At 57.8% G+C, this 14,315-nt stretch carries 15 protein-coding genes and 1 riboswitch; of the genes, 3 read left to right on the forward strand and 12 right to left on the reverse strand.

The annotated features are described in order from the left end of the window. Window positions 1–52 precede the first annotated feature (52 nt). On the reverse strand, window positions 53–682 hold the full coding sequence (gene upp, locus ACFPQ4_RS16845; RefSeq protein ID WP_378113031.1) for a uracil phosphoribosyltransferase: 630 nt from the start codon (window positions 680–682) through the stop codon (window positions 53–55). A gap of 210 nt (window positions 683–892) precedes the next feature. On the opposite strand from upp, the gene ACFPQ4_RS16850 reads away from it, so the two are divergent. Next, window positions 893–1,177 carry an LSm family protein gene (locus ACFPQ4_RS16850; RefSeq protein ID WP_378113032.1) on the forward strand — a complete coding sequence of 95 codons (285 nt, stop codon included), beginning with the start codon at window positions 893–895 and terminating at the stop codon, window positions 1,175–1,177. 117 nt (window positions 1,178–1,294) lie between these two features. Continuing rightward, window positions 1,295–2,314 (forward strand): NADH:flavin oxidoreductase/NADH oxidase, encoded by a 1,020-nt coding sequence (locus tag ACFPQ4_RS16855; protein ID WP_378113033.1) that lies wholly within the window; start codon window positions 1,295–1,297, stop codon window positions 2,312–2,314. 215 nt (window positions 2,315–2,529) lie between these two features. On the opposite strand, the gene ACFPQ4_RS16860 is transcribed toward ACFPQ4_RS16855, so the two are convergent. The 7 genes from ACFPQ4_RS16860 to ACFPQ4_RS16890 all read right to left on the reverse strand — a co-directional run bounded on the left by ACFPQ4_RS16860 (window position 2,530) and on the right by ACFPQ4_RS16890 (window position 8,378). Next, window positions 2,530–3,777, reverse strand: a complete 1,248-nt coding sequence (locus ACFPQ4_RS16860) for a serine hydroxymethyltransferase (protein WP_378113156.1) — start codon at window positions 3,775–3,777, stop codon at window positions 2,530–2,532. 44 nt (window positions 3,778–3,821) lie between these two features. Further along, on the reverse strand, window positions 3,822–4,418 hold the full coding sequence (locus ACFPQ4_RS16865) for a TIGR01440 family protein (RefSeq protein WP_378113034.1): 597 nt from the start codon (window positions 4,416–4,418) through the stop codon (window positions 3,822–3,824). A 37-nt stretch (window positions 4,419–4,455) separates the two neighbouring features. Next, a complete protein-coding gene (gene rpiB / locus ACFPQ4_RS16870; protein WP_378113035.1) occupies window positions 4,456–4,899 on the reverse strand; it encodes a ribose 5-phosphate isomerase B in 444 nt (147 codons plus the stop codon). A gap of 118 nt (window positions 4,900–5,017) precedes the next feature. Beyond that, window positions 5,018–5,100, reverse strand: a riboswitch (ZMP/ZTP riboswitch). A 44-nt stretch (window positions 5,101–5,144) separates the two neighbouring features. Further along, window positions 5,145–5,750, reverse strand: a complete 606-nt coding sequence (locus tag ACFPQ4_RS16875) for a low molecular weight protein arginine phosphatase (protein WP_378113036.1) — start codon at window positions 5,748–5,750, stop codon at window positions 5,145–5,147. A 130-nt stretch (window positions 5,751–5,880) separates the two neighbouring features. Further along, window positions 5,881–6,441 carry a manganese efflux pump MntP gene (locus ACFPQ4_RS16880; RefSeq protein ID WP_378113037.1) on the reverse strand — a complete coding sequence of 187 codons (561 nt, stop codon included), beginning with the start codon at window positions 6,439–6,441 and terminating at the stop codon, window positions 5,881–5,883. A 127-nt stretch (window positions 6,442–6,568) separates the two neighbouring features. Next, window positions 6,569–7,624, reverse strand: coding sequence for an L-threonylcarbamoyladenylate synthase (locus tag ACFPQ4_RS16885; protein WP_378113038.1), 1,056 nt, complete (start codon window positions 7,622–7,624; stop codon window positions 6,569–6,571). A gap of 73 nt (window positions 7,625–7,697) precedes the next feature. Next, a complete protein-coding gene (locus ACFPQ4_RS16890) occupies window positions 7,698–8,378 on the reverse strand; it encodes a stage II sporulation protein R (RefSeq protein WP_378113039.1) in 681 nt (226 codons plus the stop codon). Window positions 8,379–8,536: 158 nt separating this feature from the next. Between ACFPQ4_RS16890 and ACFPQ4_RS16895 the strand changes: the two genes are divergently transcribed. Continuing rightward, complete coding sequence (locus tag ACFPQ4_RS16895; RefSeq protein WP_378113040.1) at window positions 8,537–10,228, forward strand: methyl-accepting chemotaxis protein; 1,692 nt, start codon at window positions 8,537–8,539, stop codon at window positions 10,226–10,228. Between the two features lie 158 nt (window positions 10,229–10,386). Here ACFPQ4_RS16895 and prmC read toward each other — a convergent pair whose 3' ends face one another. The 4 genes from prmC to ACFPQ4_RS16915 form a co-directional block, all read right to left on the reverse strand. Beyond that, on the reverse strand, window positions 10,387–11,310 hold the full coding sequence (gene prmC / locus ACFPQ4_RS16900) for a peptide chain release factor N(5)-glutamine methyltransferase (protein ID WP_378113041.1): 924 nt from the start codon (window positions 11,308–11,310) through the stop codon (window positions 10,387–10,389). A gap of 34 nt (window positions 11,311–11,344) precedes the next feature. Then, window positions 11,345–12,418, reverse strand: a complete 1,074-nt coding sequence (gene prfA / locus ACFPQ4_RS16905; RefSeq protein ID WP_378113042.1) for a peptide chain release factor 1 — start codon at window positions 12,416–12,418, stop codon at window positions 11,345–11,347. Between the two features lie 91 nt (window positions 12,419–12,509). Further along, window positions 12,510–13,490: an ABC transporter ATP-binding protein gene (locus ACFPQ4_RS16910; protein WP_378113043.1), complete on the reverse strand. Its 981-nt coding sequence runs from the start codon at window positions 13,488–13,490 to the stop codon at window positions 12,510–12,512. Window positions 13,491–13,502: 12 nt separating this feature from the next. Continuing rightward, window positions 13,503–14,315 (reverse strand): ABC transporter permease, encoded by an 813-nt coding sequence (locus ACFPQ4_RS16915; RefSeq protein WP_378113044.1) that lies wholly within the window; start codon window positions 14,313–14,315, stop codon window positions 13,503–13,505.

The raw sequence follows: 14,315 nt of genomic DNA on the forward strand, positions 1-14,315 counted from the left end.
AATTTTGTCGCTCACGTCCGATTGTCTCCCCTTTATCTATGACGGCGTACCGCTATTTCGTGCCGTACAGTCTGTCTCCAGCATCTCCCAATCCCGGTACGATATATCCGTGCTCGTTCAGCTTCTCGTCCAGCGCGGCCAAGTAAATATCGATGTCCGGGTGCTGCTCCTGGACCGCCTTGACGCCTTCCGGCGCCGCGATCAGGCACATCAACTTCGTCGGACGGCAGCCCTTCTTCTTCAGCATCTCGATCGCCGCGTTAGCGGAACCGCCCGTGGCCAGCATCGGGTCGATGACGATGAGCTCGCGCTCGGCAACGTCGGACGGCAGGCTGCAGTAATATTCGACCGGTTGCAGCGTCTCGTGGTCCCGGTATAAGCCGATATGGCCTACCTTCGCCGACGGAATGATTTTCAATACGCCGTCCACCATACCAAGACCCGCGCGCAAAATCGGAATAAGTCCCATCATTCGCCCGGCGATGACTTGGCCTTCGGCGTGCGCGACCGGCGTCTGCACCTTGACGGTAGTAAGCGGAACGTCGCGGGTTACTTCGAACGCCATGAGCATGGCTACCTCGTCGACGAGCTCGCGGAACTGCTTCGTGTTCGTATTTTTGTCTCGGATGAACGTTACTTTGTGTTGGATTAGCGGATGATCGCAAATCACGAGTTTCCCCATGATTTTCCTCCCTCTCGCGACTCGACATAATCCCCTTGCGGAAGACATTCGGTCGTCACTCTATGTAGTTTGCCCGTACATTATATCATTGTCTCCGAACGGGTGCATAACATCCGTTCGGCGTTGCCGGTAGGCAATATTCCTAAGCGGTTGTCACTTCCGATGGACATTCGCATAGCATGTAGCAAAATATGGCGAGGAGGAATGCCCATGCCTACCGGTTCGGTTCGCAATCAGGGTCAGCTCTACTATGCGGATAACCATTGGTGCGACCAAGTGAAGAAAACCCGTCAGAAGCTCGCTGGCATTTGCGGTCAATGCCTGAACCGCAAAGTGAGAGTTCAGACGATCGACGGACATACGTACGAAGGGGTCGTCGTCGGTCACGACAATACGTATTTGCATTTGGCTAACACGGACGCCCGCTTCTTCGGTCCGGCCGCGATCACGACGCTCGTGTTGTTCGAGTTACTCGTTATTACGCTGCTGATCTGAATTTACCAATGGCTAAGCGGTCATTACCACCGCTTAGCCATTGGTCTTAGGGAATGCTATAATAGGGACTGTGCAACAAATTCCACAGATCGATCTTAAGGGGGTTCTTTCGAGCTTATGAGTTATTTGAGCAAACCTTATACGTTAAAAGGGCTGACTTTGCGCAACCGGGTCGTCATGAGTCCGATGTGTCAATATTCGGTGGACGCGGAAGACGGCATTCCGAACGATTGGCACTTCGTTCACTATACATCTAGGGCAATCGGCGGAGCCGGATTGATCATCATCGAAATGACGGACGTCGATCCGGACGGCCGGATCACCAATCGCGACCTCGGCTTATGGTCGGACGAGCAGGTTCCGGCATTCCGTAAGCTGATCGACCAGCTTCACAAGTACGGCGCTAAGGTAGCGATACAAGTCGCGCATGCCGGACGCAAGGCGCAGGACGCGGTCCAGCCGGTTGGTCCCGAGAATGTAGCGTTCGACGCCAAATATAAGCAGCCTCGAGCTCTTACTACCGAGGAAGTGTGGCAGCTCGTCGGCAAGTTTGCGGACGGAGCCCGCAGGGCGGTTGAAGCCGGCGTCGACACGATCGAGCTGCACGGGGCGCACGGTTACTTGATCCATCAATTCCAATCGCCGAACTCGAATCGCCGCGAAGATGAATTCGGCCAAGACTTATCGAAGTTCGGCGTCGAAGTCATCAAAGCGGTCAAGCAAGTCCTTCCGCCGGACATGCCGCTTATCATGCGCATATCCGCGGTTGAGTACGCCGAAGGCGGCTACGATGTCGACTATGCTATCGACCTTTGCCGCAAGTATCGCGAAGCGGGCGTAGACGTATTCGACGTATCGAGCGGCGGAGACGGCGTATCCGCCGGGCGCAAGCCGGGCAACTTCCCCGGCTATCACGTTCCGCTCGCGCGGGCGATCAAGAAGGCGCTGGACGTGCCCGTGATCACGGTAGGCTTGATCGACGACGAGAAGCTCGCAGAGAGCATTCTAGGAGGCGGAGATGCCGACCTCGTAGCGATCGGACGCGGCATGCTCCGCAACCCTTACTGGGCGGTCGACGCGCTTCGCAAGCTGGATGGCAAGACGGACGTGGTGAAGCAGTACGAGCGAGGCTATTAAGGCGCGACGCGATAGTCGCGCTCCTGCGATAATACCTGCGCATGCGGCACCGGGTTAGCGGAACTACGTGCCGTTAATACGCTATTGCCCGTGCTTGGCGGCACATTAGCAGAACCACGTTCCGCTATTCCGCTATTGCCCGCGCGTGGCGAATCACCAAAAAAGCCCCGACACGGAACCAAGGTTCCACGTCGGGGCTTTTGCGTATGCGCGTATTAGTACGCCATGTTAGGGTACAGAGGATATTGCGCCGTCAGATCAGCCACAAGACCGCGGGCTTTCTCGAGCGTCGCCGCGTCTTTAGGGTTCTTGAGCGTAAGGGCGATGACTTTAGCGATCGTCTTCATCGCTTCCGGACCCATGCCGCGGGTCGTGACGGCCGGCGTACCGATACGGATACCGCTCGTGATGAACGGGCTCGTCGGATCGAACGGGATCGCGTTCTTATTGACCGTGATCGCGACGGAGTCGAGAACATGCTCGGCTTCTTTGCCCGTGATGTTCAAGTTGCGCGTATCGATCAGCATCAAGTGGTTGTCCGTGCCGCCGGAAACGATATTCAGGCCTTCCGCGACGAGCGCGTCCGCAAGCACCTTCGCGTTAACGACTACATCGCGAGCGTAGTCTTTGAAAGAAGGTTGAAGCGCTTCGCCGAAGGCGACCGCTTTGGCCGCGATGATGTGCATGAGCGGTCCGCCTTGCGTGCCCGGGAATACCGCTTTGTCGATCGCGGCAGCCCATGGTTGACGGCACAAGATCATACCGCCGCGAGGTCCGCGGAGCGTCTTATGCGTCGTCGTCGTAACGAAGTGAGCGTGCGGTACAGGGCTCGGATGTTGACCGCCCGCGACGAGACCCGCGATGTGCGCCATGTCGACCATGAAGAGCGCGCCTACGTCGTTAGCGATTTTGCCCATTTTCTCGAAATCGATCGTGCGCGGGTATGCGGATGCGCCGGCAACGATCAGACGAGGACGGTGCTTGAAAGCCGCTTTGCGGACTTCTTCGTAATCGATCGTGAAAGTCTCTTCGTTAACGCCGTAAGCGACGAAGTTGTACAGCAAGCCGGACGCGTTCGCCGGGTTACCGTGCGTCAAGTGGCCGCCGTGCGCAAGGTTCATGCCGAGAACCGTGTCGCCCGGCTTGAGCACTGCCAAGTAAACCGCAAGGTTAGCTTGCGCGCCGGAGTGCGGCTGAACGTTCGCATGCTCTGCGCCGAACAGTTCTTTGGCGCGGTTGCGCGCGATTTCTTCCGGGATGTCTACGTATTCGCAGCCGCCGTAGTAGCGTTTGCCCGGGTAGCCTTCCGCGTATTTGTTCGTAAGCACCGTGCCCATCGTCTCGAGGACCGCTTCGCTTACGATATTCTCCGATGCGATCAATTCGATGTTGTCGCGCTGACGTTTCAGTTCGAGGTTAAGCGCCTTTACGATTTCCGGGTCTTGCTTGTTGAGATTGTCCAACATGATGATATGCCTCCTAAGGAATTAGTTCTATGGGTACTGCATTAGTCACAAGTATTCGTAGAAGATTGCGCCGGAGCGGCGTCTTCCAGGGTATAGACCGCGCGAGCGCCGCCGATCAGCTTCGGACGCGTCATCGCCATCGCGACCCGCGCCTGCCCGATCGTCCGGACCGACGGTCTGAGCGGTACGGCGACCGGACGCAAATGCATGCCGATCATCGTCTCTCCGATGTCGATGCCCGCGTGCGCTTGCACCGCCTCGACGAGACAAGGTTGTTGCAATTGACGATAAGCGAAGGAGGCCATCGAGCCGCCCGCCTTCGGCATCGGAATCGCCGATACCTCGGTCCAGCCCTGCTGTTCGGCCAAGGTCCGTTCCGTCACCAGCGCGCGATTCAGATGCTCGCAGCATTGCCAGACCGCTTGGAATCCGATCCGCTGTCTGACCCGCTCTACGCCCGCATGAATTTGCGCGGCAACCGATTCGGCGCCGGAGGTCCCGATGCGCGCCCCTTGCACCTCGCTCGTGCTGACGCCGAATACGACGATCTGCCCCGGCCGCAAAGCCGCGGCTTGCGCGAGCTCGCTTAGCACCTGCTCCACTTGCTCCGTTATCGTGTTCGCAGCTTCCGACGTCATCACGAGACCTCCTTCTATCGCCGATATCGCGAATGAATTATTTCGATTCCAATGCCATCACTTTGTTGATGCGGTTCTTATGGCGTTCGCCGCCCGAAAACGGCGTCTCGAGCCAGATCTTCACGATTTCCGCGGCAAGCCCCGGACCGATGACGCGTTCGCCCATGGCGAGTACGTTCGTATCGTTATGCTCTCTAGTCGCCTTGGCCGAGAACATGTCGTGCACGAGCGCGCAACGAATACCGTGCGTCTTGTTCGCGGCGATCGACATGCCGATGCCGGTTCCGCATATAAGAATGCCCCGCTCCGCTTCGCCGCTAACGACTTTCTCGCATACCGGCAATGCGTAATCCGGGTAATCTACGGAATCTCCGCAGCTGCAGCCAACGTCGATCAATTCATGGCCCAGCGCCGTAAGCACGGGTACGATCTCATCCTTTAGCCGGTAACCGGCGTGGTCTGCCCCAATCGCGATTTTCATCCCCAATGACCTCCCTCGTATACGTAGCTATTATACCTGAATTGCTCTGAGCCAAACAGAATTCGACATCCATAATACCGTCAAAAGACAAAAAAGAGCAAACGTGCGTTAGCACGTTGCTCTTTGCCCAGGCGACCGGCCGGGTGTCCGATGCTCCACCGTGGTTTCATCCACTACGCGTCGCCAGTTACATCGGAACCTTGAAGTTATGCTCTAATCATACCGAACGAAGCGATAAAAATCAATCACCCTTCGCGCCCATTCGAGCCGGAATCATCTGGTTCCAGCTTCTCGACGATGCTCAGCAAAGCGTCCTCGATCTCGTCCGCGCACTGCTCGTAGAGCGAGAGCGAGCCGCCGAACGGGTCGGCGATATCGAAATTCGGAATGCGCCGTTGCAGCTCGAACAGCCGCGCTTGCTCCTCGGCGGACAACTGCTGCCCTAACGCTTGCCGAACCTGCCATTCGCTGTACAGCCTCTCCGCCTCCGCCACGTCGTCCATTACCGGATCGCCTCTGAGCGCGTATTCCTTAAGCGTGTGCGTCTTCGCGATAGCATCCGGGTAAGACTGCACGATGGCTCGCTTATGGCTGGTCGATAGCGTAAGAATCAGATCCGCCCAGCGCACTTCGTTCGCCGTCAGCGAGGTCGAAGTGCCGGGTACGTCCAGGTTGCGTTTGCGGAGCGCGGTCGCCGCGTGCGGGGACGCCGGAAGACCGTTCATCGTGGCGACGCCCGCCGAGCGGACTTCGATCGACTTGCCTCCGCGGGCAGCCAAATCGGCGAGCATCGCATGTGCCATCGGGCTGCGACACGTATTCCCCGTACATACGATCAGAATGCGAAGCATGCTTGTGCCCCCTTTATCTAGTTATTCAGAATTTATAAGTTTCATGGCTACTCATTTCTGAATAACCTCCGACATAAACGTTTTTCCGCCATCCCTTAGGACGGCGTAAGTCGTTTATGCTTGGCCGTCTCTATATAAGAAATAATAATCCAAATCCGAACAAAATAACACCGCCGAGCGCTTCCCCGTATCCGCCCAGCGAACGGCTGACGTGCCGTCCGAGCATCAATCCCATTACGCTCATCAGCCCGCCGGTCAACCCGAATAGCAGCACGGTGACGAACAAGTGAGAGGAGAACATGCCTAGCGACACTCCGACGGAGAACGAATCGATGCTTACGCTAAAAGAAAATACGAGCGTGCCCCAGACGGTGCGATGATCGATCGAATCGACCGACTCCCCGCGCACGGAGCTATAGACCATATGTCCGCCGAGCAGCAAGAGCAACGCTCCCGCGGCAGAAGTCGCGATTCCGCCGAGCAGCTCGCCGACGTATTGTCCCATGACCATGCCGCCGAGCGGCATCAAAATATGGAACAGCGCGATAATCGCGCTCAGCTTGAGCACGTCGCGGCGCCGGATGCCTTTCAATCCGATTCCGATGCCCAGAGAGAAAGCATCCATGCCCAGAGCGACCGCCATGACGAGAATCGTCAGCATTTGCCCGGATGCGATGGACCAGTCCGTCATCGCTTGTCCCCCCTCATGCGGCGAGCTAGCCTCCGCATCGCCTTATCCTCTATCCAACATATGCGGACGAGTTCGGGATCATGCTCTTAGGGGTGGAAGCTTATGGAAGATGGAGGGGTGCTTCCCTTTAGACGTTCAGAACGCGGCCGCCGGCGGCTTTGCGCAGGCGATTCATGAGCGCGGTGCCTATGCCTCGCTCCTCATAGCCTTCCGCGACGATGAAATCCAATTCCCTCGCGTCGCATTCCCGCAAGTGCGCATACAGAGCCTGCGCCGCGACTTCAGGGGAGCTGCGCGGCCCGCAGTCGAGCACCGCGTCCGCTTCGTAGCGGCCCGCATGCTCCGTGCACGCCAGCACGCCGACGCGCGACCCAAGGGCGCGCGCTTCATCGACCTTCGATTGGACGGCCGCAATCATCGCCTCCTGCTCGCCCGTGACGAGCAGCAACTCGCCCTTTGGCGCATAGTGAGCGTATTTCACGCCGGGCGACCTTGGCGCCTGTTCGAGGGACGCTTCCGTCTGCCGACTCTCCTCGCCTTGTACCGATGCGCGTCCGCCGACCGCTTGCTGCAGCATCTCGCAGGTTACGCCGCCCGGTCTAAGAATATGAATCCGATCATCGATGACTCGGACAACCGTCGATTCAAGCCCGACGCCGGTCGGACCGCCGTCTAGTATGCCGTCGATACGCCCGTCCAAGTCTTCACGCACATGCGACGCTTGCGTTGGGCTTGGTCTGCCGGAACGGTTGGCGCTCGGCGCGGCCAGCGGGCAGCCCGACTCCGCGATCAGCCTCCGCGCCGTCTCGTGCGCGGGCACGCGCACCGCCACCGTATCGAGTCCTGCCGTCACGAGCGGCGATACGACGCCTTCCCTCACCGGAAGAACGAGCGTCAGCGGTCCCGGCCAGAACGCCTCCATCAGCCGTCGTTCGATTTCCGTCACCTGCGTCGCGAGCCGTCCAACGTCCGCCGCTTCCGCCAAGTGAACGATCAGCGGGTTGTCCGAAGGCCTGCCTTTGGCCGCGAAAATCCGCGTGACCGCCTCCGTATTGCCCGCATCTCCTCCGAGCCCGTACACCGTCTCGGTCGGGAACGCAACGATGCCGCCATCGGCAAGCGCCGCGGCGGCTTCTTTCAGACCGGCCTGCGCCGGATCCGAGGACCAATATTTCGTCATCATGCTCATGTCCATCCTTGTCTGCCGTCATCGCCGCATGCGCGGCAAGCCTATGCTTTGCCGCTATTATAGCACATTACGAGAACAACCCCGCGATGAACGCGATCAGCTTCTGGATGATGACCCACAGGAAAAACTTCGGCTTCGGCTTCTCCGCTTCCGTTCCGTTGTCCGAAGCGTTAGACGCATGCGCCGGTTTAACGCTGGCCGTCGCGACTTTGGCGTCGTCATCTTGAGCGGTAGCCGCCGTCAAGCACATAGGCGGGAACAGCACGCACCACCAGTTCGCTCCTTTGCCTTCGCCCAGCGTAATGCGTAACGCCTCGTAATCGCCAGCCGCGTAGCTCTTGCCTTTGAACTGTTTATCCGGAAAAGGCACTTCCCCAAGCTCCACGCGGCCTTTGTAGTCGACGTCGTAATCGTTCAACTTAGCGTTCACCAGCTTTTGCAGCTGTTTCAAGTGATTGCGAATCAAGCTTTGCGCCTTGTCATGGTCGGCGGGCATCTCGCCCCATGCGAGAATCGCCTCGGACACGCTGGCGCGCACGGCTTGTTTTACTTTCTGATCGAAGTCGCTATCGGAATTGGCGATAATCCGAATCCGGATCGCGTCTTCGGGAATGATCTCGGATGCGCTCGCCGAAGCGAATCGGCCGAACGTTGCTATTAACGCCAGGAATAATGCCAACGACAGGACGATAATTTTAACGAAATAATAGGATTTGGAAGATGATTGCGGATAAAAATGAACGCGCATAGACGATTTCTCTCCTCGGGCACCCGTCGGTGCCGATCTATGCGTTCCGGAACGTCGTAATGTTCAGTATGTCCGGGAAACGAGTCTATAAACCTATCAATTTTTATTCGGCAAAAGCCGATGATATCTAACATGACATCAAGTAGCAGGAGGCCTATATGAGCATTCGAAACAAACTGATTTCCGCTTTTGCCGTCCTATCTCTTCTTCTCCTCTCCCTCGCCATCATGACCAACCTGTATTTGGAGCATTCCCGATCGGCCCAGCAAGAGACCGTTGCGGACGGGGAATTGCGTTACACGCTCAAAAATCTCCAATATCGGTTAGCCGGCATGTCGAACGACGAACGGGCGTATATCATGATGCAAGACAGCCAGTACACGTCGGAAATTACGGCGAAAGGGCTTGAAGTCACCGCTATTATCGATCGGCTTAAGTCGGACTCGACTTTAAGCGATGCGGATAAATCCTCGGTTGACCAAATCGAGGAATTGTACGCCGACTATACCAAAGAGAGCCAAAAAGCAATCGATCTGGTGCTAGCCGGTCAATTGACCGAAGCCAAGCTCGTTCATTTCGACGAAGAGCGCGCGGCCCGCAAAAAGCTCGACCAGGTAACCGCGGAAGCGGTGGATCGTCTGAACGCGGAAATCGCAAGCGACAACAAGATCCAAAAATCGAACGATAAGAAAGAACAGACGCTCATGTACGGATTTTTCATTGCGGGCGTTCTATTGTCCATCGTGGTCGCATTCCTGATCATTCGCGCCATAACGAAGCCGCTTGCCGCCATGAACGGTCAAATGCGAGAAATCGCCGACGGCAAAGGCGACCTGAGCCGCGAGATCATCGTGCGCAGCCGAGACGAGATCGGGACGCTCGCGGACAGCTTCAACCGGATGCTGCGCAACCTGCGCGGCATTATGAGCCAGGCGCAGGATACGGCCATTCAAGTAGCGGCGTCCTCCGAGGAGCTGACCGCCAGCGCCGAACAGACGACCCGCGCGACCGAACAGATCGTCGAAGCGACGAACCAGATCGCGGACAGCTCGACGACCGAACAGAACCATGTCGCCGAAGCCGTAACCGCCATCCAACAAATATCGAACGGCATCTATGAAGTATCTGCCAGCAACGATGAGGTGTCTCGCTTGGCGCAAGCCGCATCCGAGGCATCCGCGGAAGGCACGAAATCCGTGCGCGAGGTTCTGACGGACATGCAGGTGCTCGACGAGACGGTGCAGCAGGCGGCCGTCGTCATTCAGTCTCTTGGCAACCGCTCGCAGGAAATCCAGGGGATCGCGATCATGATTACAGATCTCGCCTACCGGACGAATCTCCTGTCCCTGAACGCCGGCATCGAAGCTGCCCGCGCGGGCGAACACGGCAGAGGCTTCGCCGTCGTAGCGCTAGAAATCCGCAAACTCGCCGAAGAGTCGCGTAAATCCGCGGAACAGATCGGCTCGCTCATCGAAGATATCGTGACGGATACCGGCTACGCGGTCGGCGCGATGAACGCTGGTACGGCGAAAGTCACCCAAAGCTTAACGAAGGCGGATACGGTAGACAGAGCGTTGACCGTTATCGAAGAGCACGTCAATGCCGTTACCGCCCGCGTAGATCACACCGCGGCAACGACGCAGGAGCTCGCGGCTTCCAGCAAGCAAATCGTCTCCCTCATGGAAGATATCGCCGACGCGGGCAACGAAGTGACGGCAGCGTGCCAGAACAACTCGGCTTCGACCGAAGAACAGCTTGCGACGATGGAAGAAATCTCTTCCTCCTCGCAGGCGCTGTCCAAGCTCGCCGAGGATTTGAATAACGTCTTGTCCCGATTCAAGTTGCATTGATCGGCCAGTACACGACAAAGGGCAAAGCGCTTAGGCGCTTTGCCCTTCTTTGTTGGCGGTATGATAATCACACGCGTTGGCTCTATTGGCTCCAAACCCGCGAGTTTCCACGATTTAAGCACACATGGCGGCTCTATTGGCTCCCGCCCCCGCGCGACCTACTCCCTAACCGCCATGACATGGCGATCGATGCCCGCGTAATCCTTCACGAAGCGGATGTCGCTCCAATCCGCTACTTCGCGAAGAAGCGCCGCGGCGTCCTCCGCCTGACCCGCGCCGACTTCCCAAGCTACGACCCGCGGCACCGCGCGGAGCGACTGCAATTGTTGCGCCATCGCGCGGTAGGGGTTCAGCCCGTCCTCGCCGCCGTCTAGCGCAAGATGCGGTTCGTGTGCGCGCACTTCGCGCTGCAAGCCGGGAATGTCCGCCGAAGGGATGTAGGGCGGGTTAGAGACGAGGATATCGATCGGCGGATAAGCATCCGCACCTCCGTCGGTCGCAGCCATGAACGGCGTCAGCAGATCTCCCTGCACGAACGTCACTCGCTCCGCTACGCCAAGCGTCTCCGCGTTGCGCCGCGCCATCACTAGCGCATCCGGCGATAGATCGGATGCCATCACGCGCCATTCCGGCCGTTCGGCCGCCAACGTAACCGCCAACGCGCCGCTCCCCGTGCCGACGTCCAGCACGACGGGTCCCGTGGCGCCCGTGCCCGATGGCCAGAGCCGATCCCCGATCGCCAGCACCGCTTCGGCCAACAGCTCGGTCTCCGGCCGCGGAATCAGCACCGCCGCCGACACTTCGAACCGCCGCCCGTAAAAATACTGCTCCCCGATGATATATTGCACCGGCTCTCCCGCCGCTTTGCGCGCCAGCATCTCCGTCCATGCCCCGCGCTTCTGTTCCGGCATCGGTTCTCGCCAATCCATCAGCAAATCCGCTTTGCTCATTCCGAGCAAATAAAGAAGAAGAAGCTCCGCGTCCGCGTCAGCTTCTTCTACTCCGGCTTGCCGTAAGCTATCCGCGCCTAGGCGCAATGTCGCGCCTATCGTCAGAGGGTTAAATCCGTCTTTCTCGCTCACGCGTCACGCCTCCAAGCTCCAAGCCTAAAATCGCTTAACCCATATTCTCGCGTTCCAAAATTTCCGCTTGCTCGGCCAGCGTCAACGCTTGAACGATCTCGTTCATATCGCCGTTTAGGACGTAATCGAGACGATGCAGCGTCAAGCCGATCCGATGATCGGTAACCCGGCTTTGCGGGAAGTTATAAGTGCGAATGCGTTCGCTACGGTCGCCCGTGCCGATTTTCTCGCGGCGTTCGCCGGAATATTTCGCTTCCTCTTCTTGGCGTCTCACGTCCATGATCCGCGTACGAAGCACCTGAAGCGCTTTGTCTTTGTTGTCGTTTTGCGATTTGCCGTCCTGACAAGTCGCGACGATGCCCGTTGGCACGTGCGTTACGCGAACGGCCGATTTCGTCGTGTTAACCGACTGTCCGCCCGCTCCGCTGGAGCAGAACGTATCGACGCGGATATCTTTGTCGTGAATGACGATATCGATTTCTTCCGCTTCCGGCATGACGACGACCGTGGAAGTCGATGTATGGATGCGCCCGCCCGATTCCGTCTCCGGCACGCGTTGAACGCGGTGCGCGCCGCTTTCGTACTTCATCATGCGGTAAGCTTCCGCTCCGCTGATCGAGAAGATCACTTCCTTGAAGCCGCCGAGGTCGCTCACGCTGGCCTCAAGCACTTCGGTGCGCCAGCCTTGGCTATCCGCGAATTTCGCGTACATCCGGTACAGCTCGGCCGCGAATAAGTTCGCTTCCTCGCCGCCTGCCGCGCCGCGGATCTCGACGATGATGTCTTTGCCGTCGTTCGGATCTTTCGGCAACAGCAGTACGCGGACAAGCTCCTCGAGCTCGTCGCGCCTAGCGTTCAGCTCTTCGATCTCCAGCTTCACCATCTCGCGCATTTCGTCGTCCAGCTTCTCGTCCTGCATCGCCTTCGCATCTTGCAGTTGCACCAGCACTTGCTTGTATTCTTCATAGGCGCGGTATGCTTCCTCAAGTCCGGATTGCTCCTTCGCATAAGTCCGCAGACGCGTCGTATCGCTTACTACGTCGGGATCGCTCAATAACTCGTTAAGCTTCTCATATCGATCCGCCAACACTTGCAGACGGTCTAGCACTTCTCCTCAACCTCCGTTATAACCATGCGTATTGACTTTAGTATAGCACAACTTGACGGTTTCGTGAGGAGGCGATGACTGCCAGAGCCGTTTACCCCGTCGTTCTATACACTTCGCGGATCGCGTCCTCGATATCCGGCTCCTGTACGCTAAGATCCCGGATCGGGAGCCTGCCGGACAGATCGGCGATCAAATCCGCCGCCGTAATGCCCGACTTGGCGAACTGATACCATACTTTCAGCCCGTCCTGGCGGACGACTTTAGCGTGCGCGTGTTCGGGCAGCTTCACCATTTTCGACAGCTCGATGACGAGCAGCCGATGAGGCGCCAGCTTGCCGACTATGTCGTCCAGTGGACCGTCCTCCACGATTTTGCCGTGATTGACGACGAGCAAGCGCGAGCATAACTGCTCGACGTCGTCTAGATCGTGCGTCGTCAGCACGACCGTCATTTTGCGCTCGCGGTTCATCGTCAGAATGAATTGACGGATCGCGTGCTTCGCGTCGGCATCTAGCCCGATCGTCGGTTCGTCCAGGAACAGCACCGTCGGATCGTGGATCATCGAAGCCGCCAGATCGCCCCTCATCCGCTGGCCGAGCGATAACTGGCGCACCGGCGTATCGATGAAATCTTGTATGCGCAATACTTCGTTCAACATATCGAGCGTTTCCTTGTAGCGTTTGTCTTCGATCCGATAAATCCGCTTCAACAGCTCGAACGTCTCTCCGAGCCGCAAATCCCAATACAGCTGCGTCCGTTGTCCGAATACGACCCCGAGCTGACGCACGACGGCTTTGCGATCTTGCTGCGGCGACAGTCCGCATACGCGAATGCTTCCTTCCGTCGGATGCAGGATGCCCGTCATCATTTTGATCGTCGTGCTCTTGCCCGCGCCGTTTGGCCCGATATAGCCGACGATATCCCCCTGCTCGATATCGAACGACAGTCCGTCGACGCCCCGCACGATCTTTTTGTCCGGAACGACCAAGCTGCGCAACGCGCCAGCTAAGCCCGTCTTTTTCCGAACGACGACGAACTCTTTCACCAAATCCTTAACCTCGATGATCGCCATAATAATCGCCCCTTATGAGCCTGCGCTCTCGTATCTACGTAGTCCGAACCGGAAAACCGCATAGGCGACCGTCATGCTGACGAGTCCCGCGACCGGCGTCCAGATGGCCATCCCGAGCGGAAGCTCCAACGATTCCGTCTTGCCGAGGAAGCTCTCCGCCGGATAAAAGCTGATGAAGCCGATCGGGAACAAAAAAGTAAGCGTAGCCTGTACGGCGTGCGGGTATAGCGTCAGCGGGTACATCGTCGTCCGCTCCAACGTCGCCACCGACATGTTGATCAGGCTACGGCTTCGTTTCGTCCAAAACGCGATCGCCCCGACGATCGTATAGAGGCTGCCGCGTATGAACAAGCCTCCGATGACGACGAGCGCCAGCTTGACTATATTGTCGAACCCCCACCCGAAGTTCACCATGTGCGCCGCATATACGAAAATGACGACGCCCGGGATAAGATCGATTAAGCCGATAAAGTTGAAATAGCCGGTTACGAATTGGAAAAACACGTTCATCGGACGCAGCAACAGCCGGTCGAACTCGCCGCGAATAACCGCGAACTCGGTCCCCCACGTCGGGATGAAGAAGACGACGACCAAGCCGTGGCTAAGCAATCCGAGTCCGTACAAAAACGCAAGATCGTTGAACCCCCACCCGTGAAGCGGTTGGAAGCGGTCGACGATAATTCGGAGCATCCAGATGCCGGCAAAATATTGCGTAGGAATCATAAGCAGCCAGCTGACGAGGAACAGGGGGTATTCCAACTGCCTTTGAATCGCCAGCTTCGCGTAATAACCGAATACGGACAAATAGTGCTTTGCTCCGCTCAT

The organism is Cohnella yongneupensis (assembly GCF_042655785.1).
GTDB classification, from domain to species: domain Bacteria; phylum Bacillota; class Bacilli; order Paenibacillales; family Paenibacillaceae; genus Cohnella; species Cohnella yongneupensis.

Coding starts and splice junctions, on each gene's coding strand:
- ACFPQ4_RS16855 (WP_378113033.1), top strand. CDS start 1,295: ATGAGTTATTTGAGCAAACCTTATACGTTAAAAGGGCTGACTTTGCGC.
- ACFPQ4_RS16895 (WP_378113040.1), top strand. CDS start 8,537: ATGAGCATTCGAAACAAACTGATTTCCGCTTTTGCCGTCCTATCTCTT.
- rpiB (WP_378113035.1), bottom strand. CDS start 4,899: ATGAAAATCGCGATTGGGGCAGACCACGCCGGTTACCGGCTAAAGGAT.
- upp (WP_378113031.1), bottom strand. CDS start 682: ATGGGGAAACTCGTGATTTGCGATCATCCGCTAATCCAACACAAAGTA.
- ACFPQ4_RS16865 (WP_378113034.1), bottom strand. CDS start 4,418: ATGACGTCGGAAGCTGCGAACACGATAACGGAGCAAGTGGAGCAGGTG.
- ACFPQ4_RS16910 (WP_378113043.1), bottom strand. CDS start 13,490: ATGGCGATCATCGAGGTTAAGGATTTGGTGAAAGAGTTCGTCGTCGTT.
- ACFPQ4_RS16880 (WP_378113037.1), bottom strand. CDS start 6,441: ATGACGGACTGGTCCATCGCATCCGGGCAAATGCTGACGATTCTCGTC.
- ACFPQ4_RS16875 (WP_378113036.1), bottom strand. CDS start 5,750: ATGCTTCGCATTCTGATCGTATGTACGGGGAATACGTGTCGCAGCCCG.
- ACFPQ4_RS16915 (WP_378113044.1), bottom strand. CDS start 14,315: ATGAGCGGAGCAAAGCACTATTTGTCCGTATTCGGTTATTACGCGAAG.
- ACFPQ4_RS16890 (WP_378113039.1), bottom strand. CDS start 8,378: ATGCGCGTTCATTTTTATCCGCAATCATCTTCCAAATCCTATTATTTC.
- ACFPQ4_RS16885 (WP_378113038.1), bottom strand. CDS start 7,624: ATGATGACGAAATATTGGTCCTCGGATCCGGCGCAGGCCGGTCTGAAA.
- ACFPQ4_RS16850 (WP_378113032.1), top strand. CDS start 893: ATGCCTACCGGTTCGGTTCGCAATCAGGGTCAGCTCTACTATGCGGAT.